This is a genomic window from Anabaena sp. CCY 9910, assembly GCF_963920875.1.
GTDB classification, from domain to species: Bacteria; Cyanobacteriota; Cyanobacteriia; order Cyanobacteriales; family Nostocaceae; genus Trichormus; species Trichormus variabilis.
Genome location: NZ_CAWUDJ010000011.1, coordinates 116,793 through 141,438, shown reverse-complemented (window position 1 = coordinate 141,438; position 24,646 = coordinate 116,793). Strand labels below are relative to the sequence as shown.

Sequence of the window (24,646 nt, the reverse complement as noted above, 5' to 3'; positions counted from 1 at the left end):
TTACGCAGGTGTTATGGATTTTTTATTGAGACAATCCAGAGTCAATAGTCCAAAGCAATAACTAACGGTGGTCAGATCCCCGACTTATTGAAGAAGTCGGGGATCTAGCAACCAAGCAAGTAAGTCTTAACAAACTAAAATCATGGAGTATTTTATGACTAAAAATCTACTAGAACAATTGCGAGAAATGACTGTAGTAGTTGCTGACACAGGTGATATTCAAGCAATTGAAAAGTTTACACCCCGCGACGCTACCACCAATCCTTCTCTGATTACGGCAGCCGCTAAGATGCCAGAATATCAGGAAATTGTTGATCAAACCTTACTCCAAGCTAAAAAAGACGCAGGCGCAGGAGCTAGCAAAGGCCAAATTGTCTCCCTTGCTTTCGACCGTCTGGCGGTATCCTTTGGATTGAAAATTTTACAAATTATCCCTGGTCGCGTTTCTACAGAAGTAGATGCCCGCTTGTCTTACGATACTGAAGCTACTATCACCAAAGCACGAGAATTAATCGCTCAATACAAAGCGGCTGGTATTGGCCCAGAACGTGTTTTGATTAAAATTGCCTCTACTTGGGAAGGGATCAAGGCTGCGGAAATTTTGGAGAAAGAAGGTATTCACTGTAACTTAACATTATTGTTTGGTTTGCATCAGGCGATCGCCTGTGCTGAAGCCGGTATCACCTTAATTTCTCCCTTTGTTGGTCGGATTCTCGACTGGTACAAGAAGGAAACCGGACGTGATAGCTACCCCTCTGCGGAAGACCCTGGTGTAATTTCTGTTACTACAATTTACAACTACTATAAGAAGTTCGGCTACACCACTGAAGTTATGGGAGCCAGTTTCCGTAACATTGGTGAAATTACTGAGCTTGCAGGTAGCGACTTGCTGACAATTTCTCCTGGTTTGTTGGGTGAACTACAAGCCACAATTGGTGAGCTACCCCGCAAACTCGACCCAGCGAAAGCAGCAACTTTGGATATAGAAAAGATTTCCATCGATAAAGCTACCTTTGACAAGATGCACGCTGCTGACCGCATGGCCTATGACAAACTAGACGAAGGTATCAAAGGTTTTACCAAAGCCCTAGAAGAGTTAGAAACACTACTAGCAGAAAGACTAGCTCGTCTAGAAGTAGTAGCAAGTCACTAGTACTTGGTGGCTTAGTGGTTAGTAAGCTAATGCGCGCCTAAATTGCATAACTACTAATCAGGGCTGTTAACTGTTGACTGCTGACAGTCAACAGCCCTCACAATAGATTGTGCAACTTCAAAGCAGTCCCAATGAAATAAGTTTCACAATCATAGATGAAAGATATCTTCCCCCTATACCCCAATACAGTTCAGTTAAGGCAACAACTTAGACTGGTGTAGGTTGGGTGGAGGAACGGAACCCAACATTCACGCATACTTTGGTGGGTTCCGCTATCGCTCTATCCAACCTACTATTCTCTTAACTGAACCGTATTGCCTTACACCCTCTTTCAAGTCAGAATAACTAGCCACTAACTACTCAATTCTTAGTGCTGATATTCTTACCCAAAAAGACTGAACATATCCAAATCCAGAAACCTAGACTAAATTGGACTTTCTTAATGACAAATTATTATTAACGACGGATATATCTTCCACGTACGACTGGGCGGACGTATCTTCCACGCACGACTGGACGGACGTACCTTCTCCGGACAACTGGACGAACATATCTTCTCCGGACAACTGGACGAACATATCTTCTCCGGACAACTGGACGGACATATCTTCTCCGCACACCCCGACGTTGAGCAAGTAAAAGACCTTCAGTTTGACCAATAATTAGGTTTGCATCTGCTTCAATACTTTGTTGATCAATACTATTGCTGATAGTGCTAGCTTTTGCTTCAGCGATAAAGGGGGGATAAACTAAGCTACAAAGCAATATGGCGATTGAAGATAGTTTGGCAACACTTTTCATTTTGTTAAGCTTTAGTAAAAAATTTATACCAGTGATAAACATAGAATTTTAGGAAATATCTATGTCTCTATCTTCAGAGCGATATTTTTGTTACCTATAAGTTCATCAAATAATAGAGAATCAACTCACACCACAGATATTACTTACCAATAAAGCCATCTTTGATGATGGGTGGGGACTGATTGTTGATAACGTCCCCAACCTATGTGAATCTTAGTTTTCTGGTTATCTACACAGTCTTAATTTCAGTGTCAGCTATGAATATTAACGATGCCAATCATACATTAATCGTCCATGACGATCGCGGACAAGTTGCCATCCTCCATGACGATAGTATTGACCGTGATAATTTGCTCTACGGTAATACCGACCACGATAACGTCCATGACGATAGTAATGCCTATAATAATGCCGATTATGATAGCGCCGTCTGTAGTAATGCCGTCTAGCCCGTCTTCTTCCGTGATAATGCCGTCTATATCGTCGGTGAGCTATTAAAACTTCTTTGTGTTCACCTTCGACTAAGTTTGTTTCTGCTCCAATAGTTTGCTCATTTAAAGCATTATTGAGAGTATTCTCTTTAGCTTCAACTAATGTAGGCGGATAGATGAAAGCTAATAACAGGAACACGATTGAGGATAGCTTTTGGAAACGGTTCACGTCTTTGCTTTTCCTAAAATATCGGTAATAAGTTTAATAAATACTTGAAATTAGGAAATGATATAGTTCACGCTTCACAAACCTGAATCACGAAAAAGTAATGAAAGTACTAATTTTGAATGCTGGTTCGAGCAGCCAAAAGAGTTGTTTATATGAAATTCCTGATGATGCTCTCCTGACGGAAGCACCCCAACCGCTTTGGGAAGGGAAAGTTAACTGGACTCAAGATAGAAGTGTGGCGGAAATTGAGGTTAAAACAGCTGGAGGTGAAACACTGCATGAGTCTATTTATGGTGATTCTCGCCAAGCACACGTCACCTATATGCTCTATACTCTCAGTCGCGGTACAACTAAGGTCATCGGTCAATTATCCGAAATCGATGTGGTGGGACATCGGGTGGTACATGGTGGGCAAAATTACCGCCATAGTGTAATTATTACTGATGAAGTGAAACAGGCGATCGCTAAATTATCTAACCTTGCCCCAGCCCATAATCCTGCTGCCTTGGAAGGTATTGAAGCCATCGAAAAAAGCTTGGGTGATGTTCCCCAAGTAGCCGTCTTTGATACTGGCTTCCATGCCACTCTACCCGATGCAGCCGCTATTTATCCCGGCCCTTTTGAATGGGTGGAACAAGGTATCCGCCGCTATGGATTTCATGGTATCAGCCATCAATACTGCTCGGCTCGTGCTGCTCAAATCCTTGGTCGAGATTTGGCATCTCTGCGGATAATTACTTGTCATTTGGGCAATGGTTGTTCTTTGGCAGCAATTAAAAATGGTCGCAGTATTGACACCACAATGGGTTTCACACCTTTAGATGGGTTGATGATGGGTAGTCGTTCCGGTTCCATCGATCCGGGGATCATTGTTCACTTAATGCGACAATCAGATTATTCTGCCGAAAGATTAGACTATGTTTTAAATAAAGCTTCCGGCTTACGCGGTATTTCTGGCGTGTCCAGTGATTTACCCCAGGTGATAGAAGCCATTACCCAAGGTAACTACCGCGCTCAACTGGCGTGGGATATGTACGTACACCGCCTGCGTTCTGGGATTGGTTCCATGTTGGCGAGTTTGGGGGGTTTGGATGTGTTGGTGTTCACCGCCGGCGTAGGGGAAAAATCCCCAGGTATTCGCCAAGCAGCTTGTGAAGCCTTTGGGTTTTTGGGGTTAAAACTCGACCCAGAAAAGAACCAAAACAAACCAGTAGATATAGATATCGCTACTGCTGATTCTACAGTACGGGTGTTAGTAATTCATACTCAAGAAGATTGGGCGATCGCGCAACAATGTTGGCATTTGTTAAATAGGTAAGCGGGAGAGTGAGCGTATCATGAATTTACCTAGTTGTGGCCAGATATAACGTAAAGTACGTTTGACAATTTCTGGTGTCAACCATGAAAGAATTAGCAACAACAATAAGTAAATATCACTCAACTCCTCAAAACCATAAAAAATAATACCAGAAACACTACAAACTATAGCCCACGCCCAATTATCTAAGTTTCCGCTTTTAAGAGTAGTAAATCTTCGTAAAATCTTTACCAATACAGGGCGGCTAAAAGCTATTGTTATAGTCGCACCTATCCAAGTTATTATTGATGTTAATCCATTCACCGAATGTGAATTATAAGCCAAAAAACCAGCAGGTACAATCGCCGCTATTTCCCAAACTAATAGATTTAACTTATTCCTCAAAGCGCCTAAAATTTGTTCTATGAGCCAATAGTGAGCGGCAACAATTTTCTGGCAATCAAAATTGTTATTTAGCAAGTCCCATTTAATCTTGTGAAAAATATCGCCATGAAACAAAACAACGCTTTGCAAAACCCGTTCTTGTTTATGAGTATCAACAGATTGTAATTGCTCTGGCTGATAATAAGAGGTGAAAGTAAAACCAGGTTGTAAAGAGGCGTTATTTTGTAGAGATTTACTCCAAAAGGCTTGCAAAATATTTATTAAAAAAATAATATAAGACTTCGTTACAGTTTTCCTCGCCCCACCTTCTTCTTTGTTTGTTGATACAACATTATGACTAAAGCAACTGTAATACCAAAGAGGTAGCAAAAGCTTTAGCGGAATTTCCAGAGCAGTACCTTTGCTTTTAGCTTCTTGAATTTGTTCTACGACTTGCTGATTCAGGTAAAAACTATAATCATTTTGCTCAACCTGAAGTTTTAAAGTATTGCCTTGGGGAATTTGCAAGGAAATAGCAATTATAACATCAGTAGGATTATTTGTTTGGATCTTATTGTCTTCCATTGACAGCTAAATTTGCCATGTTTCTTACCAAATTAATCATAAAATCTAGTATTCCATGCCATTGTTTTTCACCAGTAACTACACCTTCATTGTGAACTTGCAGGATCAAGTTTTTTGTTTCTTCTGGTAAACTGAACAGGTCTTTATGATATCGAGTGATAATATCTCCATCTAACTGCATAACAGTTTGAGCGTAAATAGTATCAGTCCTAGTACTTGTCACATCCCCACCATCAAGAGCGGCTTTCAATTCAGAAATCTTCCGCAGAGTACGCACAAATTTATCGTTAATCAAAAGCGCATTAATTTCTTGGCAATTTTGTTCCCATTCTTGTTGCCGATTTTCATTACGATTGTCTGGATCTCCACCATCAATAACAGGAGAGGGAGAAGGTAATATAGGGCGGGCTAATTCTACATATCGAGGGTCTGATTCAACTATATTTCCTTGTTTAATTTCTTTAAGAAATGCCAAGCGCCTGTGATATTGTTCTACTTTTTTGTTGTGCAGTCTCTCATCCTCAATAATTATATAAAAATACTCTCTCTCAAGTTGAGCGAAGAGACGTTGATAACGCTCTCGTAATGGGCTATCGTCAGGAATTCCTTTTACTTTAAAATAATCTTTATCATGTATGGAATAAATTTCTTGATAAGCTTCCCACGCACTAAATTTAGTCCCAGTAATATTATGAACAACCATAGTATTGACTTCTAAGGCTGTAATATCATCAACTAATATTTGTACAGATGAAACAAATTTATCTAATAAATTCCTACATTTAATCTCAATAGTATCTTTTGTTTGATTACTATTTGTGGATCTACTACCATTACTTAATATACCACCACGCGCATTTTTATTCTCAAGAGCGTCCATTCCTTGAGTCTTATTTTGCATAGCAATTACCCTTTATTATTCTGGCAAATCTTGTTATTAAGTGATACCTGTAGTAGAAGTAGAGGCTAATTATTTACTCTCAAATCTACAACGCCTTTTACAGTTGTACTGTTTTGCGAGAGTTATACATTTCCATCAAAATTTTATATATTTTCTGGACGCTTTCTATATTCTTCTGCATGATTTCCCGACTATCTTTCACTTGAACTAAATGGAAATTCAGTAGTTCGGCATAAGGCCCACTAGCCAAGAACTGGCTACCCACTTCGTTTTCTATATCTCCACTGATCAAATTAATTTTGGTGTAAATTCGGTTTCCTGGTTTAGCAATTTCGGTGATGTTGTGTAGTTCTTCCTCTAATTGCGTTGATGGCTCTGCTACCCAAGTAGTGATTTCCAGTTCCACAACTTCAGCGATCGCTGACTTAATAGCATCAATAATTCTGTTAGCATCTAAGTTGTTAGAATCAAGATGCGTAATTATTGACTGGAAATCATCTTTTTCTGATTTCAGAATTTTACTTTTCTTTACTGATTCTTCAGTGACGGTAATTTCCATGATGTTATAAAAAACGAAGATTTTAAGAGCAGATCAGGTTTAATTCTAAGTGATGTTGGAAATTTTACTAACTTTATCCACCTAAAATTAAGTAAATTTAACAAATGAGTTCAGCACATATTCGATGATGCTTGCTCGCTAGGAGTATAACATAGCACTTAAAACTTAAAAGTGTAGCGAAAATTTTTAAGTTGAAGTAATGTCAATTAATTGCCTACAAAAGAGAATATTGAAGGCTTCAGAATCCCGGTATTGTGGAGATAAGCTAATGCGCGTCTAAGTTGCATAACTACTAATCATGGCTGTTAACTGGTAACTGTTCACTGTCAACTCTCAACAGTCAACAGCCCTCACGATGGATTGTGCAACTTCAAATCACAATAGCTTACTGGGACTCTCGTTTCTTACGAATCATATGTCTGAAGAATTTATCGTCGGTAGTAAAGTCCGTGTTGTGGCATTACCGCCCTATATCAAAACCGCAGACCCCATGCCCATGCTACGCCCCCCTGATGTGATTCAACTTGGCGAAGAAGGCATTGTACTTGACCGTCGTCCTGGCGGATATTGGGGTGTCCGCTTTAGTAAAGGTGCATTTCTCATCGATAGCCAATACATCGAAAGTGTGGATAAGCTTCCAGAAAATCATGATGTGTAAAGGTACAAGGATTGTGGACTGGAATATCTATACCCCCATCCCCCAAGAATTGTAAACTTGTGTAAAGTTATCATTCTTGTTTACATCATGATTTCCCGACGCAATTTTCTGCATATTTTGCTTGTCAGCTGCTTTGCTGTCATTAGCTGGTTAAATTTTGCCCCTACTGCCTATGCTCTTGGGGGCAAACTCCCCGCTATTAACCAACCTGCACCCGATTTTACGTTACCTACCAATACAGGTGATGGTAAGCTTTCTCTTGCTGATTTCCGGGGTAAGTGGGTGGTTTTGTATTTTTACCCTAAGGATTTTACATCTGGTTGCACGATTGAAGCTCGTCGTTTTCAGCAAGATTTACCAACCTATCTGGATAAAAATGTCCAGATTATTGGTGTGAGCGCTGATGATATAGACTCCCATGCTGAATTTTGTGATTCCGAGGGTCTAAAATTTCCTTTGTTGGCTGATACTGATGGTGCAGTTAGTAAAGCCTATGGTTCTTGGATCGGTTTTGTATCTATGCGTCATAGCTTTATCATTGATCCACAAGGTATTCTCCGGGAGACTTTTGTCAAAGTTAACCCGTCTGTTCATAGTACAGAAGTTTTGGCTCGACTGGAAAAATTGCAGTCCGCAGCTTCTTGAACTTTGTTGCCGAAAATTTGGGTTTAAAACCTCCCCTTTCTCAGGGGACTTTCAACACTAATGTTTGCAACTGTATCGGTATCACATCAAAAGCAAGACCAAAGCTAATCTGCTTAGTTAAACTAATGGGTGCCTAAATTGCATAACTACTAATCAGGGCTGTTGACCGTTAACTGTCAACAGTTAACAGCCCTCACGATCGATTGTGCAACTTAAAAACACAATAACTGAAAAATAACGGCAAAAACTAGACTTATTAGCTTAAAAACAGAGAATAATCAACGGATTCCATCATTATCAATAGCGCTGTATGTGTCATCAGGTGCAAGTCCCAACCAAGGGTCAGAACTAGGAGTTAGAAACAGTTGAGCATACACTTTGTCATTGAGTATTGCCACATTGCTAGTCTGATTACCTTCCACAAACCATTGATGAATTTGGCTGTGTAGCATATATTCATTTCTGACTGTATCTAAAGCCATTGCTGACTCAAAGTTTTTTACCAATTTCTGTAAATTAGCTGCTTTAGTTTTAGCTCTGATCAAAGCAATGCTGTTTTGATCTAGCTTAGTATCAGCTATGTAAAGTTGAGCGATTTTGTTCCAAGATTCCTCATCTGTGATTTTTGCCAACGTCTCTCGATTGTTAGTAGGCTGAATAGTCCTGAGTAAGGGACGTTCCACTGCCATCTTAGAAACTGCCAAAGAACCTGCTAACTCTGCTGTTGGTGGCTGACTCGTGTTATTTGGTGATTGTGTTAAACGGGGAAAAGAATTAATTCCCAGTTGAGATAAATCTGCCGTCCATTGGGTTTGGATTGCTTGCAGGCGATCGCTATGATATTTTTTTAAAAAAGCATCACGATTGGCAACAGAAAGCTGGCGATATTCTTGGGCTACTAATTCAGCTTGTTGTAGTTGTTGCAAGAAAGCTGTAGGGCTGTAAAGTCCAGGTATAGCATCAATAGGGCGACCAGACCCATCCAATATATAGTGAATGCTATTACCTGTAACCGTCCGTTCTAGTTTCCGACCGTCACCAAAGTCGATTGTCACCTTTGGTACAGGGCGTACTGATTGCCAGTGTAAAATAAAACGGTCTTGCAGCAGATGAGAAATTTGTGCATTGGGATACAATGCAACACGGAAGAATCGACTATTAGCACAACTCAAATCCTGATCAAGCTTACCTAACAACCGTAAAGATAAAATCGGCTTACCACTAGCCTGAGCTGCTGCTTTAGCTTGTTCTATGTCAGTGTACCAGTAAAGACGAGAAGCATAACAGTCTCGTTGCTGGCAGAGTGCATCTAAAGCCTTTCTGACTTGGGGGTTATTAAGTTGATTACTATGGGATTTAAGAAACACTTGCAACCCCTTTGTCCCCTGTTTTCGCAATGTTGCTACTTCCTGAGATAGTTGGAATGCTTGACTTACAGGAGTTCGGGCATCAGCAGCCTGTAAAAAACTCAAGCTGATTATCATCAAGATACAAGGATTTCTGAGGTTGCTAAATTTCATATATCTAATGTAGTAAATGATACTCTAAATGTGATGCAGATGCTCAAACAGGCAATCTTGAAGTATTAGTATGAAGACCAGTATCGGAGTGCAGGAGTTTCCAAATCACAGAAAATGAACCAATTCAATCATTTTACTAATCGGCAACGCCAGAACTTTTATTAAAAAGTGCCAAATGTCACATATATCTTCAATTAAGATAAAAGCCGCAAAACCCAATTTCTACGCTATCAACCCTGGATATACTTGTTTTTTCCCAAACCAAGACATTATTTATACATATTTTATATGTATACGCTGAAAAAATACGCACTAAAAATAGAATTTATTAAGTATATCTTGCATATTGAATATATTATTTAATACATATATAGAAAATTTAATTAAATTATCATTCCTTTAAAAAAGAAAAAAAATATTGTCAATTGTATTACAGCTAACACTTGAAATCCCTACAGCCAGAAGAATCTTCTAGAATTAAGAAAGGTGATAAGTACATATACCAACGGAGGAAAAAAGAACTCATGGCTGGTGGCGAGTCTCAGACCCCTGTTACTCTGTCAGACAGAGAACTGCAAATTATCGACTTAGTGGCCGCTGGCTTAACTAACCAAGAGATTGCAGCAAAACTGGAAATTAGCAAACGCACAGTTGATAATCACATTAGCAACATCCTCGACAAGACACGAACGGAAAACCGAGTAGCGCTTGTCCGATGGGCTTTACAGTGGGGTAAAGTCTGCTTGAATGACGTTAACTGCTGTTCTCTACCAAACCAGAACGATTGACAAAAATTAATGGCGCGTGGCAAACGCCATTCTGTGCATCTAGCATAGCGACGAATGTTGTCTGGTAATACAGATAATTTTGATGGTTTACTGATTGTTTTCTCCTCACGCATCTTTCATTTGTGAACCTCTAGCGCAAGTCTGATAAACGTCAACATCAAGCAGTTATTGCTCGACAGAGTGGTGATAAAGGTATGAGGGATAATGGGTAAGTGTTTAAAACCATTATTCCTTCAGACCTCCACTTTGGTACGAGCGTTAGCGCTTAACGAAGCATCACGTTAGACTCGATGGGCGGCGACTTAAACTCATGTCAATAGACCTTGAAAAAATCATCAACAAAAATTAGCAACAATCCCTAGCTTCAAGCGTTACATTTGTAAGAAATCTATATTGCTCCATCAACTTGGGAGCAGTGTTCTTATGGATACCTCTGCTTATGTTCAAGGTAGCTCGTCTCCCTTTGATTTTCTAAATTTTGACTTGACGACACCTCAACCAAAACAGGATGCTGACCTACTCAAAAATCTGTCTTTTATCCCAGGGTTGAAAGAAATCTTGATGTTGCGGCAAGTTCACGCCCTCGAACACGCCACAGTTTGGGTTTTGAGTGAAACTAGAAACACTCAAACGCCTATCAGTAGACCAAGCCCAGTTCAAGTTGATAACGAACTACTAGGTGGTTTGTCTACAGACCAAGGCTTTTACCTCTACGGAGAGGTGAATATTAGCGATTTGCGGCGTGCTGTCACCCTTGCCCTCCACCGCCTGACCAATGGTGAATGGGATTTAGCTGTACACCCCCGGTGCGGTACGAATTTATCAGTGACTATGCTGTTGGCTGCTGGACTGGCAGTGGGTGTAAATCTCATGCTACCGTTCCGTCCTGTAGAACAATTGATAGGTTTAGGATTGGCAGCTACCACCGCATCTGAACTTGCACCCGATTTAGGCTTAATAGCACAGCGATACATTACCACTGCGATTCCTTTTAACTTGGCAGTAGACAATATTACTATTTCCCGCGATGTTTGGGGTCGCCAAGGGCATTTTATTAAGGTGACATGGCGAGATAGTCATTAGTCAAGTCGCTGCGCTCCAATTCAAAATTCAAAATTCAAAATTCAAAATTAAATACCTCACGGATAAATCTGGGGGCTTGAATTAATGCTGTTTCACTTTTTTTCTTCTCCATAAATAAATTTAGGGGCTTGTATCCTTTTTTCTTTGGTAATTAGTTACTATCCTCATCCCTAGTACCCATTACTTCATGCGAAAACTTTATTTCTTAGTCCCAGGAACTGACGGCAAATTTGCTTGTGGTGGTCTTTGGGCAGAGTTAAAAACATTTAAATTGGCGCAACAAATTTGTCATGCCGAGGTTGTAACTTACCGTCAAAGAGAAGTCGGGAAGTTATTTCTTGATGAACTGTTAAAAGAGAAAAATTTGGACGGCGTAATCTTTGTAATTAGCTGGGGTTTTGACATAGCCAAGTTAGCGGCAAAACTCAAGCAATACAATGTGGTTTATCATGCTCATAGTGCAGGTTATAAGTTCAGCATACCTGCAAGTATTCCTATTATTACTGTGAGTCGTAACACCCTGGGATATTGGGGACAAAAATCACCCAATTCTCTCATTTATTATTTACCAAATGAGATTAGTCCTGAATTTAGAAATTTACATACAGAAAGAGATATAGATGTTTTAGTTCAGGCAAGAAAATCTTCTGAATATCTGATAAAACAACTTATTCCAGCGTTAAAGGAAAAATGTAAGGTCGAGGTAGTTAATTCTTATGTTGAGGATTTACCTGGGCTGTTTAACCGCACTAAAGTTTATCTTTATGATTCTGCGGAATACTGGGCGCAACAGAATGTTAGTGAAGGTTTTGGTTTACAGCCAATGGAAGCTTTAGCTTGTGGGTGTCAGGTTTTTTCTAGTGTTAATGGTGGACTATCAGATTATTTAGATCCTGGTTTTAATTGTCATAAAATCTCTGGTTATTCCCAAGAATACGATGTTCAACGTATTCTCAAGGTGATAGATTCTTCCGCCTCGGCAAATTTATCTGAAGATTTCTTCGTTGAGTATCGGGTTGAAACTATTCTGAAACGTTTGCAAGTGATTCTAATGGAAATAAACGAATTTTTTGACCATAGACAATATCAAGAAGGTGATATACCCAGTTTAACAAAAGTGAGGTTAATGAAGCTTTTTATCAATAGAATATATAATAAATTTCAAAAGAAATATTTTCGAGATTTGTAGGGAATTTTAGTAAGGTATTAAAGCTTAGTCAAATCTGATTCTTAAAGCTACACTCACTTAACCCGTTTTCTAGAGACAAGGCGTAAAATAAAATGGTAATAGTAGTTGTAGTTTTTAATACTGCTGTTTCTGTAATACTACTTTATGTAGCTTGGCGAGTCTGGCAGTTGAAAAGACTGATAGCGTTTATCGCCGATCGCCTCATCGATTATGAGCGCTGTAGTCATGATTTACTATATAAGGCACCGGAAAATATTTATCTTGGCCAGCAAAATCTTCAGAATCTGCGGTTGAGTAACCAAAGCTTACAGAGTCAAATTCAGCAAACCAGGCAAATTGTGAGTTTATTATTGCTCGGTCAACGTACCTGGGGGCGTTATGTTCGCAAACCAGTTTCTATGTCGGAAAAATAAATTCTGTAGAATCAGATCAGGCATAAAAGCAACATTTTTTGTTGATATATTGTCACGCTAGATTAATCAGATAAAATTGCTGGTGTTTTTCAAAAGGCGAAAACCACCTAAAATAACTGTAAGGAGAGAAACAATATAAGATGTCTAATAACCGTTCTGGAACATTTATTGGCGGTATGATGCTGGGAGCTACTATTGGTGCTTTAGCAGGGCTACTTGCTGCTCCACGCACAGGGCGCGAAACTCGTAAACTTTTGAAAAAGTCTGCTGATGCAATCCCCGAATTAGCAGAAGATTTATCAACAAGTGTACAAATTCAAGCAGATAGACTGTCTACCAACGCTTTGCGAAATTGGGATGAAACTCTAGATAGATTACGGGATGCGATCGCAGCTGGTATGGATGCTAGTCAGCGCGAAAGCCAAGTCTTGAAACGCCAACAAGCTACCCCAGACGCTGATTCTCTTGCTCAAGAATTAGAAAACCCATAATTCTGAAACATAAATACATACAGTAAACCTTGTTTTCCTGTGTAGGTACAAGCCTAGTCGTAGATTATTTGAATTTTTATTGCCGTGGTTGAACCCCTGTTTTGGTTGGGACTGTCAATTGTCTTAGTCGCTACCAGCTTGACTGCTGTTTTGGTAGCAGCGATACCCGCTTTGCAGGAATTAGCACGGGCAGCCCGCAGTGCCGAAAAGTTATTTGATACGCTCTCAAGGGAACTACCACCTACACTAGAAGCCATCCGCACAACAGGCTTGGAAATTACAGATTTAACAGAAGATGTTAGCGAAGGTGTCAAAAGTGCCAGTCAGGTTGCAAGACAAGTTGATCAAAGTCTAGATGGTGCAAGAAAACAAGCTCAAAATCTGCAAGTAGGCACACGCAGCATATTTGTTGGTGTCAAAACCGCTTGGAAAACCTTTACCCGACAAAAACCTACAAGACGAGCAGTTGAGCGTTTATCTATTACAGAACCATCCTCTTTTGCTCTCCGAGAACGAGAAGCGTTGAAATCAGAAAATCGCCTACCCAAAGCAGAAGTATACCGGAGTCATGATGGTTACAGTGAAGCTTCTAACTGGAACAACGGCATTGATGATGAGGAATTTCTTTAAAGACTTTGTAGTGTAAGGTCTATACATATTTCTTGCTGTGCAATGTCCCTAAAACATTTGTACCGCTTGTACATATTCCAGAGTCTGTAGTTCTCCTTAATTCCCCAAAGCCCAATCCCCAAGAATAATCTTTGCTTTCATCCCTAAGATTAGAGTAAAGTAAACAAGTGTAACAAACTATCACTTTTCTCATACTCTTTTGAAGTAACTTGTTCACTTTTACTGTTGATATTTGTATAAGAACGTCCATGCAGTCTCGTTTTTGGCGACGAATTTTAGTATCTATTACAGTATTTTTCTTGGCTGGGTCACTTTGGGTAATAAATTCTCCCTCTGCGCTGGCTTACGACAATCCTGAGTTATTACCTAAGTTTTTCACACCAGTTGTAGACTTAGCTAAATCACTCCCAGATCCGCAAGAAGAAAAGCTAGTCGAAGACATAGAGCAATTTGAGGCTGATACTGGTTGGAAACTACGCGTACTGACTCAGTATGACCGCACTCCGGGTAGGGCTGTCATTAATTATTGGGGTTTGGATGATAAAAGCATTCTCCTAGTTGCTGACTCCCGTGGCGGGAACATCCTCAGTTTTAGCGTTGGTGATGCAGTTTATGAACTGTTACCCCGGACTTTTTGGATAGAACTACAAACCCGCTTTGGGAATTTGTATTTTGTCCGAGAACAAGGTGAAGACCAAGCGATTTTACAAGCTTTAGATTCAGTTAAAGGCTGTTTACTTAAAGGTGGTTGTAACGTTGTACCTGGTCTACCCAGGGAACAATGGATTTTAACCTTAATTACTTCCGTTATTGGTGGAGTTATTTGTGGCTTTGCTGGACAACCACGCAAGGAAGGACAAATTTTTGCTTGGCAATGGGCTTTAATTTTCTCACCATTATGGGGAATTTTGTTTATAGCCTTTGGTATTGGGCCTGTAGTCACCCGTACAAGTGACTGGCTACCTCTAGTCCGCAACTTCTCTGGTTTCTTCATTGGGGGTTTAGTGGCTTATCTATCCCCTGTGTTTAGTCGTCCTTCGTCTAATGCTAATTCTTAGATAGGGATTGGGGATTGGGGATTGGGGAATAGGGAAAAATATATTACTAGCCTCTAAGCTCCAATCTTTAATCTGATAAGCTGAAAGCTAGTCTCTGAGAATTGAATAGCAATGGAATGGCACGTAAGTGATGCTCAAAGTTTAGCAATTATCGATAGTGAGATTGGCGATCATGTGTTCTCGCCAGCAGAATATGAAATTGTTCGCCGCGTAATTTACGCTACGGCTGACTTTGAGTATAAGTCTTTAATCAGATTTTCTGAACGTGCTTTACAAGCGGGTGCAGCAGCATTGGCAGCACGGACTACTATTGTGGTAGATGTACCGATGGTGCAAACAGGTATTGCTGACGATATTAAAAAGACTTTTGCTAACCCAGTTTTTTGTAGTACAGAAGCTTCGACTCGTCCCCAAATAGAAAAAACTCGCGCTGCATGGGGAATTGAAACTTTAGCTAAACGCTATCCAGAAGGTATTTTTATAGTAGGTCAAGCGCCAACAGCTTTAACTACATTAGTGGATTTAATTGAAGCAGAAGAGATTAGTCCGGCTTTGATTCTTGCTACTCCTGTAGGATTAGTAGATATGGAAGATGCTAAAAGGCGTTTGCAAGACTCCTTAGTCCCTAATATCACAATCGACAGCCGTAAAGGCAATGCTGTCGTAGCAGCTGCGATCGCCGATGGTTTGATAGACTTGGCTTGGCAAGCTTATGGGCAGAAGAGGGAGTGATCAATTCAAAATAGCCTACGGGAAGCTAAACCTACAAAATTCAAAATTTCCCCTGCTCCCTGCTCCCTGCTCCCTGCTCCCCTGCTTCTTCTCTCTCCCTACTCCTCAGTTCTGCGTCTGCGGCGTGGTTTATCTTGTCGGGCTGGGCGTAAACGGCTGCTGACTTCGTTAAAGAAATCCCTGCGTAGATAGGGATAATCGTTTACCCAAATGTCGCGGCTGGGGATATAAACATCGCTAAATTCTTCGATTCTGCTCAAATCAGGACGATTTGATAAGACAATCATCTCAGCAATTTGACCACGGGCAATGGCTTTATGGACAGGACGTAGGGGTGCTTCTAACTCGACACTAAATCCTGTGTCGTCGCCTACCTCAATGTTGATCCGTTTTTCTCTGTTTTCGACGATTACCAATTCGCCTTTGCTGTTGACGGTTTCTTGTTTACCCATCAACTTATCTGTAATCCACCAGTCCAAAATGCGCCCACGGAAAAAGCCACTGTATTTGTAACGGCGGCATTTTGCATTGCGTAGGCTAGCCTGAAGTACGGGGTACCACATCCAAAAAAAGGCGGCGAATACACCCAAAAAGAAGACGATAAGGCCAAACTCTAAGCGAAAAACTGACCTAATCAGGAGAATCACAACTACGGATACTACAGAAGCTAGCAGGCGCTGCAAAAAGTTGGAAAACTTTCCCCAGTAGTACTTATACTGCGGGCCAGTGGCAATTAAAGGAATTAGTTGTTCAAATTTCTGGCGAGTCAGTGGAACTAACATGAGTGGGGAATGGGGAGTTTGGAGTTTAAAGGATCTTTTCTAAACCATATACTAACGACTTTAGCTGTAAGACTTTGCGAATCGCAAGTAAAACTCCTGGCATATAGCAGGCGCGATCGCTTGTATCATGGCGTAATGTATAAATTTGTCCTGGTGCGCCAAAAATTACTTCTTGATGGGCTATGAGTCCGGGTAGGCGGACGCTATGAATCCTAATTCCTTCTCCGGCTAAACTACCTCTAGCTCCAGGTATTTTTTCCGTCTCTTCCACAATAGCAGAGTTAAATGTTTTACCTAATTCTGCTAGTAACTCGGCGGTCTGAATGGCTGTACCACTGGGTGCGTCGGCTTTTTGATTGTGGTGCAGTTCGATAATTTCTACGTGGTCAAAATATTGTGATGCGGTGACGGCTGCTTGTTGTAACAACACCATACCTATGGAGAAGTTAGGGATAATCAGACAACCTGTGCTGGCTTTTTCGGCAAAATCAGCTAAATTTTGGATTTGTGCTGGGCTTAATCCTGTAGTACCTACAACGGGACGAATGCCGTAGGCGATCGCGCTGCGCACATTATCATAAACTGAGTCAGGATGAGTAAAGTCTACTATGACCCCTGGTGGCCCCTGTCTTTCTCCTGCGACATAACCCAACATTGGTTCTAGTTGGTTTGTGATGGGAACTTCCAGGGGTTCACCTAAACCCGCTAATTCTCCAGCATCTTTACCTTGATGTTCTGGACTGCTGTCAATTGCACCCAATAAGTTTAAGTCTGGTGCTTGGGCTACTGCTTTGACTACTTCACGTCCCATTTTGCCAGCAGCACCATTAACAATAACTGGGATAGGAGCTTGATTTGTCATAACTCTTTCTGATTTTACCGATTACCAATCCCCACAGATATTATCAGTTTTTCCACGTAAATGATCTCAGCAATATAATCAACCCAAGTAGGCTTTTTTCACGCGCTCATCATTAATTAAGTCGGATGCTGCACCTGATAAGGTAATAGAACCAGCTTCTAAAACATATCCTCTATCAGCGATTTGTAGCGCTAAATTAGCGTTCTGCTCTACAAGTAAAATAGTCACACCAGTGGCACGAAGATTTTCAATAATCGAGAATATTTCTCTCACAATCGCTGGTGCTAAACCCAAGCTAGGCTCATCTAAAAGTAAAAGCTGTGGTCTACTCATTAAAGCACGAGCGATCGCCAACATTTGCTGTTCTCCTCCACTGAGAGTTCCAGCTAGTTGATTTTGTCGTTGTGCTAGTCTGGGGAACAATTCAAATTGTTGTTTAATATCAGCTTTAATCTCTGTTTGATTGGAGCGAATATATGCACCCAAGAGTAAATTATCTAAAACAGTTTGCTTTGCCAATACCCTCCGCCCTTCTGGACAATGGGCAATACCAAACTTCACAACTTCATGGGGTAGACGGCGTGTAATATTACGTCCACTATAAATAATTTGCCCATTTTGAGGAGTAACTATCTTCGATATCGCCCTTAATGTTGTACTTTTACCTGCACCATTTGCACCAATTAATGTAACAACTTCCCCCTTTTGAATAGTTAAATTAATCTTTTTCAGAGCTTGAATACCGCCATAATTAACATCAAGTTCCTGAATCTCTAAAATTTTAAAATCTTGTCTATTTTCATATCGGCTTTCATCTGCGTGCATCGGCGATTTAAATCCAGAAATATTGAGTTCTGACATAATATCTAACATACCTTAAAATTAGTAAACCAGTTATAGATATTTCCAGTTGTGTGAGGTAGATAAATAATGTTTTTAAACGCGGAGGGGCGCGAAGGAAAACGCGGAGGGGCGCGGAGATTGGCCAATTTTATTAGTGGTGTACTCAGTATCTCAGCAGGTTAGTGAACGCGAGAGAATCATTGCTAGCATTTTTTGCTAGCTTTGTGTTGGAGACTCCTTTAGTGCAGCAAATCATGAGGTGGGATATGGCAATATTGCGAGAATCGCCTTGGTATCAAGAAATCCTTGCTGAAGGTGAAAAACGTGGACTACAGCAGGGACTACAGCAGGGTATGCAACGGCAATTAATCCGACTGTTAGAACGGCGTTTTGGTGAAGTTCCTCAAGAGTTAGCAGCAAGGCTAGAAGGGGAGACTGTAGAGCGATTAGAAAACCTGATGGATAGTGCGATCGCTGTTAGTTCATTAGCAGAATTTCAGCAGACTTATTCATTGCCCAAATAAGCCTCAATTACAGCCGGATCATTTCTGACTACAGATGGTTCACCTAAAGCAATTAATTGCCCAAAATCTAATACAGCAATTCTGTCACACAAACCCATGACTAAGGGTACGTGATGCTCAATTAAAATGATAGTTAAATTGAAGCGATCGCGGATCTCACGAATAAATTCACTCAATTGCTGTTTCTCACTTGGATTCATCCCCGCAGCAGGTTCATCCAGTAGTAATATTTGCGGTTCTAAGGCTAAGGCGCGGGCAATTTCTAAGCGCCGTTGATCACCGTAGGCAAAGTTTCGGGATTTCTCTTGGGCGCGATCGCTCAATCCCACCATCTCTAATAATTCTAAAGCTTTTTCCCTACTGCGAGCTTCTTCTTTAGGTGCTGGTGGTAATCCTAAAACACCTGTAAATATAGTACTTTTAGTATGTAAATGACGAGCAATTATCACATTTTCTAGTGCCGATAATTCCCCAAATAAGCGAATATTTTGGAATGTCCGCGCTATGCCCAAACTAGCAATTTGATGAGGACGTAGTTGAGCAATTGCTTTATTTTGATAAATTAATTCTCCACTGGAAGGTGGGATTAAAGCTGTAATTAAGTTAAACAGTGTAGTTTTACCTGCACCATTAGGCCCTATCAAACCAAAAATTTCATAGTGATTAACAGTAAAAGATACATTATTTACCGCTATTAAACCACCAAAGCGGCGGGTGAGTGACTTTGCTTCTAATATAACTCTACTTTTATCTAGGCTCATCTATTTTTAGGCTTACCGAATTTAAAAATATCTGGAGTTACCAAACCTTGGGGAAAGAAAATCGTACCTATAACTATCAACAACCCGAAAATAATTAACCTACCATCTCGGAGAAATTGAGCTAACCAAGTAGGGAAACCACCTGTATCGGCTAGTCCGCGTAAGACTTCCGGTAAAGCTGTAAATACCATACCACCAACAACTGAACCTAAAAAAGTTCTCGAACCGCCAATTAAAACAAAAGTGAGGTAAATAATACTAGCATCAAATGTCCCTTGTCTAGCATTCCAAGTATTAAGAAAGTGCGCGCTAATCACACCCACAATACCAGCGAGCATTGCCCCTAAAGTAAATGCTAAAACTTTGTAGTAAGTGGGGTTAATCCCCATCGCCCCGGCTGCTAATTCATCTTCACGAATGGCAGTAAAAGCTCTACCCACTCGCACCCGTTCTAAACGGTAAAATAGCACCATACTAATTAATAGTAATGGCAAAGCAATCCATAAATATTCGATTGGTGTGGAGAATGGTTGAGGGATACCAAAAATACCGACAGCCCCCCCTGTAATATCTAAATTTAGAGAGAGAACCCGTAAAACTTCCACAAAAGCAATAGTAGCGATCGCCAAATAAATTCCCCGTAAACGTAAAGCCGGAATGCCTACAGCTATTCCCAATAAACCAGAGATTGCGGCAGCAACTAACATTTCTAATAAAAGTAGCGGTATCGGAAATAAATTGCTGTTAGTTTGAAAAATTTTAGTTGATAAAATCGCAGCAATATAACCACCTAAAGCATAAAATCCAGGGCTTGCCAGAGATAATTGCCCAGCCATTAGAGGTAAGTAAAGTGATAGTCCCAGTAGCGCTCCTAAAACCATAGAGACGATGAGAGAACCATAGGTGGAGAAAAATTCAGCCATTTTAAATTGCTTTTATAAAACTTTAAGCGGTTAATATTTGCTCTGCGGTTAATGTTAGTTCAGGAAAGGTGACTGATATGATACGCTCAGAACCTTTAAAAGATGTGCGCTCATAGTTGCCATGAGTATTTAATACAAAGACAAATACAGTCGGCTCTTTTGGTGTTCCCAAATATTTTCTGTCTCCAATTGCCAAATAATCGACAATCCAATATTCCTGAATACCTAATCTTTGATAGTCATCCAACTTATCAATATAGTCATCTTCCCAATTAGTTGATGTTACCTCTACAGCCAATTGAATTGGTTGCTCAAGTGCAGAATAAGATGAACGATTTGACCGCCATAAGTCTCTATCAATTACACTAACATCTGGTTTGCGCCCTTGTTCTATGCCATCAGAATTTGTAGTTCTAAAAACGGCTGTATTCTTAACGACATAATTCAACTTAAAATTTTTAATTTGCTCTTTAAAAGAGTCAGCTATAAAGTCTGCAACATCATCATGATTTCTAGTTGAACGCAATTCTATAATTTCTCCATTTACAAGTTCATAAAAACCTTCCTCTGGACACTTATCGAGAAATTGATCAAAGGTTAATTTTTGTCTTGCGATTGCTGTCATGGCTTTCTACCTCAGACTTTCTGAATAAACCGACGACCTAATAATCCTTGGGGTCTAACTAATAGCATGATAAACAAAATCCCGAAAGCTACAGCGTCTTTATAACCAGAGTAATCAGAGGGAACAAGCGCCTCAACTACGCCAATTAGTAAACCTCCCAGCACTGCGCCAGGAATACTCCCTAAGCCTCCTAAAACAATCACCGCTAAACCCCGCAACCCAAAGCCAATACCAAAATAAGGGCCTGCAATGCTTACACTAGAGGCGACTAATGTACCCGCCAAGCCAGCGAGAAAGCTGCTGATAAAAAAAGTTAAGACAATGAAGCGATCGCTATTGATACCTAATAAACTGGCAGTAGTGGCATCTTCGGCGATCGCCTGAATTGCTTTACCGTATTTAGTACAATTAATAAAGTAGGTAAGAATAGCCACAATTACAACAGATACAGTGAAAATTACCACCTGTACGCTACGAATAGGTATCGGCTTTTCCAAAGTTCCAAAGTTAAAGGCTGGGGGTAAACTCCCAAAAGTATTTGCCGGAAATGTATAACTTTCTGCACCTACTAAATATTGAATTAGGTTCACAATTACAACTGCTACCCCTAAGCTGGAAACCACGGTTAGTAAGGTGTCAGATCCTTTTTTTCGCAAAGGTTGAAAAGCAATTCTTTCCATTGCCACCCCTACTAAACCGGCTAAACTACTGCCAATAATCAATGCAATAGCAAATGGTAACTGTATCGGCAGAGTAGCGTTAGCTAGTAAACCATTAAACCCAAACGTACCACCCATAAGAGCATAAGTAAAATATGCCCCCAGAGTAAAAATTGCCCCATGCGCTAAGTTAATAATTCCCAAAATGGAATAAACCAATGTATAACCTAAGGCAAAGATTGCATAAACGCTGCCAATAGATAACCCATTCAATAGCTGTTGGAAAAATACACTAATATCCATTTAAGTTAGTCATTAGTCATTGGTCATTTGTCAACAGTTTTCTTCACCCTCCCCCTCTCCACTCTCAATTTTCTATTTCAAAAATGTAAACTTACCTTGACTACCATCCTTTTCCATTTTAATTTGAGCTACATAAAAATCTTGTTGTACAACTTCACCGATTGGTGTAAAACTAATTTCTCCTAATGGTGTATTGTATTTACCTGTTAGTAGCTGTTTGTTCAGTTCTGTACGTAATTCTGGTAACTGTATTTTACTAACTTTGTTCTTGGTATCTAATGCTTTGAGAGATTCTACATATACTTGTACTGCGGCAAAGGCTTGAGCGCTAAATTGGGGCGGTTCTTTCTTATATTGATCAACGTAGGCTTGACGAAATGCCTGATTAATTTCACCAGTATATTCTGGACTGTAAGCTTGAGCTATTAATACACCATCACAAAGTGCTTTACAAACTGCGAAAACATTTGAGGTATTTAAACCATTACCGCCAATAATTGCACCTTGATAACCCAATTCACGCAACTGTCTGACTAAGTTTCCACCATCGGCTGCTAGTCCAGAAATAATCACTAAATCAGGTTTTAAATTAATTGCATTAGTCGCCTGAGATTGAAAGTCAGTATCAGTAGTTTGGAACTTTTGTACTGTTACTAATTCCAGACCTTGATCTTTAACGGTTTGTTGAAAAATTTCGGTTTCTGATTTGCTAAAGGCATCATTTTGAGCGAAGAAAACCGCGACTTTTTTAATGTTGGGATTTTGCTTAAGTGCAGCTTTGACTGAATTAGGAGCAACTACAGAAACGGGTGCAGAAACGCGCGCCACATAATCACCGATTTCTGGTATGCCTTTTGCTGTATTTGATGGCCCAACAACTGGGACTTTTGCTCTTTCAGCAATAGGATTAGCACTAAAGGCTTGTTGGGATAATGTAGGGCCTACAATACCTACGACTTTATCTTTATTGATAAGAGTTTGAAAAGCATTAATTGTTCCAGCTTCGTCACCAGCCGTATCTTGAAAAATTAGTTTAATTGGAGTACCGTTGACTCCACCTTTATCATTGAAATACTTTTCAGCAATTTTAGCTCCAGCGACTTGTTCTTGACCAAGTAGAGCTACATTACTAGTTTGCGCTAGGGCAATGCCAATAGGAATAGTATTTTTATCGCTTGTTGTAGTAACGTTTGTTGTAGTATTGGTTGTGTTATTTGGAGAATTGTTGGTCGAATTTGTGTCTGTGTTAGTACCACTACAAGCTGCCAGAAAAAAAGTACAAGCAGAGAATAATACTGTGGTATACGCAAAAGTTATTTTCATTTTTGTGTTGATATAAAACAATTTACGAGAGTTTTATTAAATCATCTTTCTCCTTTGGGAGAAAGTCGTTTCTGAACTGTTATTAACAATACAGGATAAGAATATCTTTTCGCTACAGCAGTCCTAAATCATTCATCAGCAACAATATCCCCAATTTCTTCGAGAGGGAATCTGGACGCAGTCCTTAAAAATATAAATGTATATATGGAACCAATATCTGTCAGGATATACGTATTATTACGTATTGATTTCCCGCGTTTTTTGTGGGAATCTCGTTTATAATACTGCAAAGCACAGTAATCCGATAATTAAAGTGTATTTTACGAGTATTGGGAGATGAAAACGTAGGCTGGTTTGATTTGATTTTTTTAGAAAAATCTCAATAATCGACTTATAGCTCCTCGTAAATAAGAGGATTGGGCTTTAATTTACCACAATAAAAACTTCAATATTAATTACACATTAGTATCATCCAATGGCTGCATTAAATCAATTTCAATTTAACTTCCCTACGAAATTATCTCTTGTTCCTTCAATACATGAAAAAAAACAAGTTGCACAAATTCGTGTACGCATATATATTCCCAAAAATTATCTTCAAGAACCTGTAATTTCACAACTAATTTCTATGTATGGTTTGGTTGTTAACATCACCAAAGCCTTACTAGGAGTTAATACAGGTGGTGCAGGATATTTTGATCTAACCCTCAGGGGAACGATCAAGCAAATATCTAGTGGGCTTGCTTATCTAGAAGCCCTAGATATTAAAATTGAGGGCAGAGCGAATGTAGAAGGTGATAGTTGGTATTACTAAAATTGCTTAAATCTCATAGTACCAAATATCTTCTTCCTTCAGGACTATACGATGTAGGGATAACCTATTGATCAGACCCTCTTCCTCAAATTGCCCAAGGATGCGAGTAATTGTTACTCTTGTAGAACCAAGCATTTCCGCTAAATCTTCATGGGTCAGACGCATATCAATTAAACGTCCTTTATCTACTTCTGAACCAAACTTTTTGGATAACCATGCTAATAGTTTAATTAGCATGGTATCTACTTTTTTGTAGCTACGAATTACCATTAATTCTTCTGCTTGCTGAATGTGCGCCAGCAGAGTATCAGTAGGGTTTTTCCATTCTTCAATAGGCACTATTGTCGCTTCTACTTTCGTCAAACATTCCATTTGATACGGTTCTAATTTTGACAAAGCTCTACCAAGAATATCTCCAGGGCCCCATAACCCTAAAGCAACGGTTGTTCCATTTTCTAAATAGGTAAAAGTTCTCACGAAACCAGCTTCTATTTTCCATAAACTATTTTGCTGGTCTGGTAAAAATGTCCGCCTTGTAAAATAGTGGTGAGTATTCTTACTGTGGGGGGTTGCAATGCTTGAGTATAGAGTTACCGCCATATAGTACTTTTTCTCGATAAAGTAACCGTAGTATAGTTATATCAGTTTCTCTGACATCTTGAGCAATAAATTACCAATCT

29 protein-coding genes are annotated in these 24,646 nt (G+C 39.8%); 14 read left to right on the top strand and 15 right to left on the bottom strand.

Annotated features, from left to right (window positions below):
- Nucleotides 1–154 precede the first annotated feature (154 nt).
- Entirely contained in the window at nt 155–1,153 is a 999-nt protein-coding gene (locus ACM5QX_RS11420) for a transaldolase (protein ID WP_011317372.1), read from the top strand.
- Between the two features lie 456 nt (nt 1,154–1,609).
- On the opposite strand, the gene ACM5QX_RS11415 is transcribed toward ACM5QX_RS11420, so the two are convergent.
- Nucleotides 1,610–1,954: a hypothetical protein gene (locus ACM5QX_RS11415; protein WP_414753603.1), complete on the bottom strand. Its 345-nt coding sequence runs from the start codon at nt 1,952–1,954 to the stop codon at nt 1,610–1,612.
- Nucleotides 1,955–2,218: 264 nt separating this feature from the next.
- The gene (locus tag ACM5QX_RS11410; RefSeq protein ID WP_414753602.1) at nt 2,219–2,614 is read right to left on the bottom strand and encodes a hypothetical protein; all 396 of its coding nucleotides are present in this window, start codon (nt 2,612–2,614) and stop codon (nt 2,219–2,221) included.
- Between the two features lie 100 nt (nt 2,615–2,714).
- Between ACM5QX_RS11410 and ACM5QX_RS11405 the strand changes: the two genes are divergently transcribed.
- The gene (locus tag ACM5QX_RS11405; RefSeq protein WP_414753601.1) at nt 2,715–3,932 is read left to right on the top strand and encodes an acetate kinase; all 1,218 of its coding nucleotides are present in this window, start codon (nt 2,715–2,717) and stop codon (nt 3,930–3,932) included.
- Here ACM5QX_RS11405 and ACM5QX_RS11400 read toward each other — a convergent pair.
- The 3 genes from ACM5QX_RS11400 to ACM5QX_RS11390 form a co-directional block, all read right to left on the bottom strand.
- On the bottom strand, nt 3,921–4,880 hold the full coding sequence (locus ACM5QX_RS11400) for a hypothetical protein (protein ID WP_414753600.1): 960 nt from the start codon (nt 4,878–4,880) through the stop codon (nt 3,921–3,923). The genes ACM5QX_RS11405 and ACM5QX_RS11400 overlap by 12 nt on opposite strands.
- Nucleotides 4,867–5,781: a hypothetical protein gene (locus ACM5QX_RS11395; RefSeq protein WP_414753599.1), complete on the bottom strand. Its 915-nt coding sequence runs from the start codon at nt 5,779–5,781 to the stop codon at nt 4,867–4,869. The genes ACM5QX_RS11400 and ACM5QX_RS11395 overlap by 14 nt, the downstream gene beginning before the upstream one ends.
- A gap of 97 nt (nt 5,782–5,878) precedes the next feature.
- Complete coding sequence (locus ACM5QX_RS11390) at nt 5,879–6,340, bottom strand: hypothetical protein (protein WP_414753598.1); 462 nt, start codon at nt 6,338–6,340, stop codon at nt 5,879–5,881.
- 415 nt (nt 6,341–6,755) lie between these two features.
- On the opposite strand from ACM5QX_RS11390, the gene sipA reads away from it, so the two are divergent.
- Both sipA and ACM5QX_RS11380 read left to right on the top strand, forming a co-directional pair.
- On the top strand, nt 6,756–6,998 hold the full coding sequence (gene sipA / locus ACM5QX_RS11385; protein ID WP_414753597.1) for a regulatory protein SipA: 243 nt from the start codon (nt 6,756–6,758) through the stop codon (nt 6,996–6,998).
- A gap of 87 nt (nt 6,999–7,085) precedes the next feature.
- Entirely contained in the window at nt 7,086–7,643 is a 558-nt protein-coding gene (locus ACM5QX_RS11380; RefSeq protein WP_414753596.1) for a peroxiredoxin, read from the top strand.
- Nucleotides 7,644–7,921: 278 nt separating this feature from the next.
- Here ACM5QX_RS11380 and ACM5QX_RS11375 read toward each other — a convergent pair whose 3' ends face one another.
- Nucleotides 7,922–9,163 carry a hypothetical protein gene (locus ACM5QX_RS11375; protein ID WP_414753595.1) on the bottom strand — a complete coding sequence of 414 codons (1,242 nt, stop codon included), beginning with the start codon at nt 9,161–9,163 and terminating at the stop codon, nt 7,922–7,924.
- Between the two features lie 524 nt (nt 9,164–9,687).
- Here ACM5QX_RS11375 and ACM5QX_RS11370 point away from each other — a divergent pair.
- From ACM5QX_RS11370 to ACM5QX_RS11335, 8 genes are all read left to right on the top strand, one after another.
- Nucleotides 9,688–9,951 carry a helix-turn-helix domain-containing protein gene (locus ACM5QX_RS11370; RefSeq protein WP_010996707.1) on the top strand — a complete coding sequence of 88 codons (264 nt, stop codon included), beginning with the start codon at nt 9,688–9,690 and terminating at the stop codon, nt 9,949–9,951.
- 423 nt (nt 9,952–10,374) lie between these two features.
- Nucleotides 10,375–11,034 (top strand): DUF6391 domain-containing protein, encoded by a 660-nt coding sequence (locus tag ACM5QX_RS11365; protein WP_414753594.1) that lies wholly within the window; start codon nt 10,375–10,377, stop codon nt 11,032–11,034.
- Nucleotides 11,035–11,221: 187 nt separating this feature from the next.
- On the top strand, nt 11,222–12,223 hold the full coding sequence (locus ACM5QX_RS11360) for a glycosyltransferase (RefSeq protein WP_414753593.1): 1,002 nt from the start codon (nt 11,222–11,224) through the stop codon (nt 12,221–12,223).
- A 92-nt stretch (nt 12,224–12,315) separates the two neighbouring features.
- Entirely contained in the window at nt 12,316–12,636 is a 321-nt protein-coding gene (locus ACM5QX_RS11355) for a hypothetical protein (RefSeq protein ID WP_414753592.1), read from the top strand.
- 140 nt (nt 12,637–12,776) lie between these two features.
- Nucleotides 12,777–13,127 (top strand): YtxH domain-containing protein, encoded by a 351-nt coding sequence (locus tag ACM5QX_RS11350; RefSeq protein WP_011317359.1) that lies wholly within the window; start codon nt 12,777–12,779, stop codon nt 13,125–13,127.
- 84 nt (nt 13,128–13,211) lie between these two features.
- Nucleotides 13,212–13,757: a hypothetical protein gene (locus tag ACM5QX_RS11345; protein WP_011317358.1), complete on the top strand. Its 546-nt coding sequence runs from the start codon at nt 13,212–13,214 to the stop codon at nt 13,755–13,757.
- 248 nt (nt 13,758–14,005) lie between these two features.
- Nucleotides 14,006–14,815 carry a TPM domain-containing protein gene (locus ACM5QX_RS11340; RefSeq protein ID WP_011317357.1) on the top strand — a complete coding sequence of 270 codons (810 nt, stop codon included), beginning with the start codon at nt 14,006–14,008 and terminating at the stop codon, nt 14,813–14,815.
- A 111-nt stretch (nt 14,816–14,926) separates the two neighbouring features.
- Nucleotides 14,927–15,547 (top strand): precorrin-8X methylmutase, encoded by a 621-nt coding sequence (locus tag ACM5QX_RS11335; protein WP_414753591.1) that lies wholly within the window; start codon nt 14,927–14,929, stop codon nt 15,545–15,547.
- A 98-nt stretch (nt 15,548–15,645) separates the two neighbouring features.
- On the opposite strand, the gene ACM5QX_RS11330 is transcribed toward ACM5QX_RS11335, so the two are convergent.
- The 3 genes from ACM5QX_RS11330 to ACM5QX_RS11320 all read right to left on the bottom strand — a co-directional run bounded on the left by ACM5QX_RS11330 (nt 15,646) and on the right by ACM5QX_RS11320 (nt 18,016).
- Nucleotides 15,646–16,329: a phosphate ABC transporter permease gene (locus ACM5QX_RS11330; protein WP_414753590.1), complete on the bottom strand. Its 684-nt coding sequence runs from the start codon at nt 16,327–16,329 to the stop codon at nt 15,646–15,648.
- Nucleotides 16,330–16,354: 25 nt separating this feature from the next.
- Complete coding sequence (gene dapB / locus ACM5QX_RS11325; protein ID WP_414753589.1) at nt 16,355–17,191, bottom strand: 4-hydroxy-tetrahydrodipicolinate reductase; 837 nt, start codon at nt 17,189–17,191, stop codon at nt 16,355–16,357.
- Between the two features lie 78 nt (nt 17,192–17,269).
- Complete coding sequence (locus tag ACM5QX_RS11320) at nt 17,270–18,016, bottom strand: ABC transporter ATP-binding protein (protein ID WP_414753616.1); 747 nt, start codon at nt 18,014–18,016, stop codon at nt 17,270–17,272.
- A gap of 218 nt (nt 18,017–18,234) precedes the next feature.
- On the opposite strand from ACM5QX_RS11320, the gene ACM5QX_RS11315 reads away from it, so the two are divergent.
- Nucleotides 18,235–18,558, top strand: a complete 324-nt coding sequence (locus tag ACM5QX_RS11315; protein WP_414753588.1) for a DUF4351 domain-containing protein — start codon at nt 18,235–18,237, stop codon at nt 18,556–18,558.
- Here ACM5QX_RS11315 and ACM5QX_RS11310 read toward each other — a convergent pair.
- The 5 genes from ACM5QX_RS11310 to ACM5QX_RS11290 all read right to left on the bottom strand — a co-directional run bounded on the left by ACM5QX_RS11310 (nt 18,540) and on the right by ACM5QX_RS11290 (nt 23,152).
- Nucleotides 18,540–19,319, bottom strand: coding sequence for an ABC transporter ATP-binding protein (locus tag ACM5QX_RS11310; protein WP_414753587.1), 780 nt, complete (start codon nt 19,317–19,319; stop codon nt 18,540–18,542). The genes ACM5QX_RS11315 and ACM5QX_RS11310 overlap by 19 nt on opposite strands.
- Nucleotides 19,316–20,242 carry a branched-chain amino acid ABC transporter permease gene (locus tag ACM5QX_RS11305; protein WP_414753586.1) on the bottom strand — a complete coding sequence of 309 codons (927 nt, stop codon included), beginning with the start codon at nt 20,240–20,242 and terminating at the stop codon, nt 19,316–19,318. Before ACM5QX_RS11305 ends, ACM5QX_RS11310 begins: the two co-directional genes overlap by 4 nt.
- 22 nt (nt 20,243–20,264) lie before the next feature.
- Nucleotides 20,265–20,867 (bottom strand): Uma2 family endonuclease, encoded by a 603-nt coding sequence (locus tag ACM5QX_RS11300; RefSeq protein WP_414753585.1) that lies wholly within the window; start codon nt 20,865–20,867, stop codon nt 20,265–20,267.
- Between the two features lie 11 nt (nt 20,868–20,878).
- The gene (locus ACM5QX_RS11295; RefSeq protein ID WP_414753584.1) at nt 20,879–21,829 is read right to left on the bottom strand and encodes a branched-chain amino acid ABC transporter permease; all 951 of its coding nucleotides are present in this window, start codon (nt 21,827–21,829) and stop codon (nt 20,879–20,881) included.
- A gap of 72 nt (nt 21,830–21,901) precedes the next feature.
- A complete protein-coding gene (locus ACM5QX_RS11290; RefSeq protein ID WP_414753583.1) occupies nt 21,902–23,152 on the bottom strand; it encodes an ABC transporter substrate-binding protein in 1,251 nt (416 codons plus the stop codon).
- Nucleotides 23,153–23,627: 475 nt separating this feature from the next.
- Here ACM5QX_RS11290 and ACM5QX_RS11285 point away from each other — a divergent pair, with 475 nt between their 5' ends.
- Complete coding sequence (locus ACM5QX_RS11285) at nt 23,628–23,966, top strand: NIL domain-containing protein (protein ID WP_414753582.1); 339 nt, start codon at nt 23,628–23,630, stop codon at nt 23,964–23,966.
- 6 nt (nt 23,967–23,972) lie between these two features.
- Here ACM5QX_RS11285 and ACM5QX_RS11280 read toward each other — a convergent pair whose 3' ends face one another.
- The gene (locus tag ACM5QX_RS11280; RefSeq protein ID WP_414753581.1) at nt 23,973–24,566 is read right to left on the bottom strand and encodes a Crp/Fnr family transcriptional regulator; all 594 of its coding nucleotides are present in this window, start codon (nt 24,564–24,566) and stop codon (nt 23,973–23,975) included.
- Nucleotides 24,567–24,646 lie beyond the last annotated feature (80 nt).

Excerpts from the sequence above, each read along its gene's own strand:
- ACM5QX_RS11420 (WP_011317372.1), top strand. The coding sequence starts at position 155 with ATGACTAAAAATCTACTAGAACAATTGCGAGAAATGACTGTAGTAGTT.
- ACM5QX_RS11415 (WP_414753603.1), bottom strand. The coding sequence starts at position 1,954 with ATGAAAAGTGTTGCCAAACTATCTTCAATCGCCATATTGCTTTGTAGC.
- ACM5QX_RS11405 (WP_414753601.1), top strand. The coding sequence starts at position 2,715 with ATGAAAGTACTAATTTTGAATGCTGGTTCGAGCAGCCAAAAGAGTTGT.
- ACM5QX_RS11400 (WP_414753600.1), bottom strand. The coding sequence starts at position 4,880 with ATGGAAGACAATAAGATCCAAACAAATAATCCTACTGATGTTATAATT.
- ACM5QX_RS11395 (WP_414753599.1), bottom strand. The coding sequence starts at position 5,781 with ATGCAAAATAAGACTCAAGGAATGGACGCTCTTGAGAATAAAAATGCG.
- ACM5QX_RS11390 (WP_414753598.1), bottom strand. The coding sequence starts at position 6,340 with ATGGAAATTACCGTCACTGAAGAATCAGTAAAGAAAAGTAAAATTCTG.
- sipA (WP_414753597.1), top strand. The coding sequence starts at position 6,756 with ATGTCTGAAGAATTTATCGTCGGTAGTAAAGTCCGTGTTGTGGCATTA.
- ACM5QX_RS11380 (WP_414753596.1), top strand. The coding sequence starts at position 7,086 with ATGATTTCCCGACGCAATTTTCTGCATATTTTGCTTGTCAGCTGCTTT.
- ACM5QX_RS11375 (WP_414753595.1), bottom strand. The coding sequence starts at position 9,163 with ATGAAATTTAGCAACCTCAGAAATCCTTGTATCTTGATGATAATCAGC.
- ACM5QX_RS11370 (WP_010996707.1), top strand. The coding sequence starts at position 9,688 with ATGGCTGGTGGCGAGTCTCAGACCCCTGTTACTCTGTCAGACAGAGAA.
- ACM5QX_RS11365 (WP_414753594.1), top strand. The coding sequence starts at position 10,375 with ATGGATACCTCTGCTTATGTTCAAGGTAGCTCGTCTCCCTTTGATTTT.
- ACM5QX_RS11360 (WP_414753593.1), top strand. The coding sequence starts at position 11,222 with ATGCGAAAACTTTATTTCTTAGTCCCAGGAACTGACGGCAAATTTGCT.
- ACM5QX_RS11355 (WP_414753592.1), top strand. The coding sequence starts at position 12,316 with ATGGTAATAGTAGTTGTAGTTTTTAATACTGCTGTTTCTGTAATACTA.
- ACM5QX_RS11350 (WP_011317359.1), top strand. The coding sequence starts at position 12,777 with ATGTCTAATAACCGTTCTGGAACATTTATTGGCGGTATGATGCTGGGA.
- ACM5QX_RS11340 (WP_011317357.1), top strand. The coding sequence starts at position 14,006 with ATGCAGTCTCGTTTTTGGCGACGAATTTTAGTATCTATTACAGTATTT.
- ACM5QX_RS11335 (WP_414753591.1), top strand. The coding sequence starts at position 14,927 with ATGGAATGGCACGTAAGTGATGCTCAAAGTTTAGCAATTATCGATAGT.
- ACM5QX_RS11330 (WP_414753590.1), bottom strand. The coding sequence starts at position 16,329 with ATGTTAGTTCCACTGACTCGCCAGAAATTTGAACAACTAATTCCTTTA.
- dapB (WP_414753589.1), bottom strand. The coding sequence starts at position 17,191 with ATGACAAATCAAGCTCCTATCCCAGTTATTGTTAATGGTGCTGCTGGC.
- ACM5QX_RS11320 (WP_414753616.1), bottom strand. The coding sequence starts at position 18,016 with ATGCACGCAGATGAAAGCCGATATGAAAATAGACAAGATTTTAAAATT.
- ACM5QX_RS11310 (WP_414753587.1), bottom strand. The coding sequence starts at position 19,319 with ATGAGCCTAGATAAAAGTAGAGTTATATTAGAAGCAAAGTCACTCACC.
- ACM5QX_RS11305 (WP_414753586.1), bottom strand. The coding sequence starts at position 20,242 with ATGGCTGAATTTTTCTCCACCTATGGTTCTCTCATCGTCTCTATGGTT.
- ACM5QX_RS11300 (WP_414753585.1), bottom strand. The coding sequence starts at position 20,867 with ATGACAGCAATCGCAAGACAAAAATTAACCTTTGATCAATTTCTCGAT.
- ACM5QX_RS11295 (WP_414753584.1), bottom strand. The coding sequence starts at position 21,829 with ATGGATATTAGTGTATTTTTCCAACAGCTATTGAATGGGTTATCTATT.
- ACM5QX_RS11290 (WP_414753583.1), bottom strand. The coding sequence starts at position 23,152 with ATGAAAATAACTTTTGCGTATACCACAGTATTATTCTCTGCTTGTACT.
- ACM5QX_RS11285 (WP_414753582.1), top strand. The coding sequence starts at position 23,628 with ATGGCTGCATTAAATCAATTTCAATTTAACTTCCCTACGAAATTATCT.
- ACM5QX_RS11280 (WP_414753581.1), bottom strand. The coding sequence starts at position 24,566 with ATGGCGGTAACTCTATACTCAAGCATTGCAACCCCCCACAGTAAGAAT.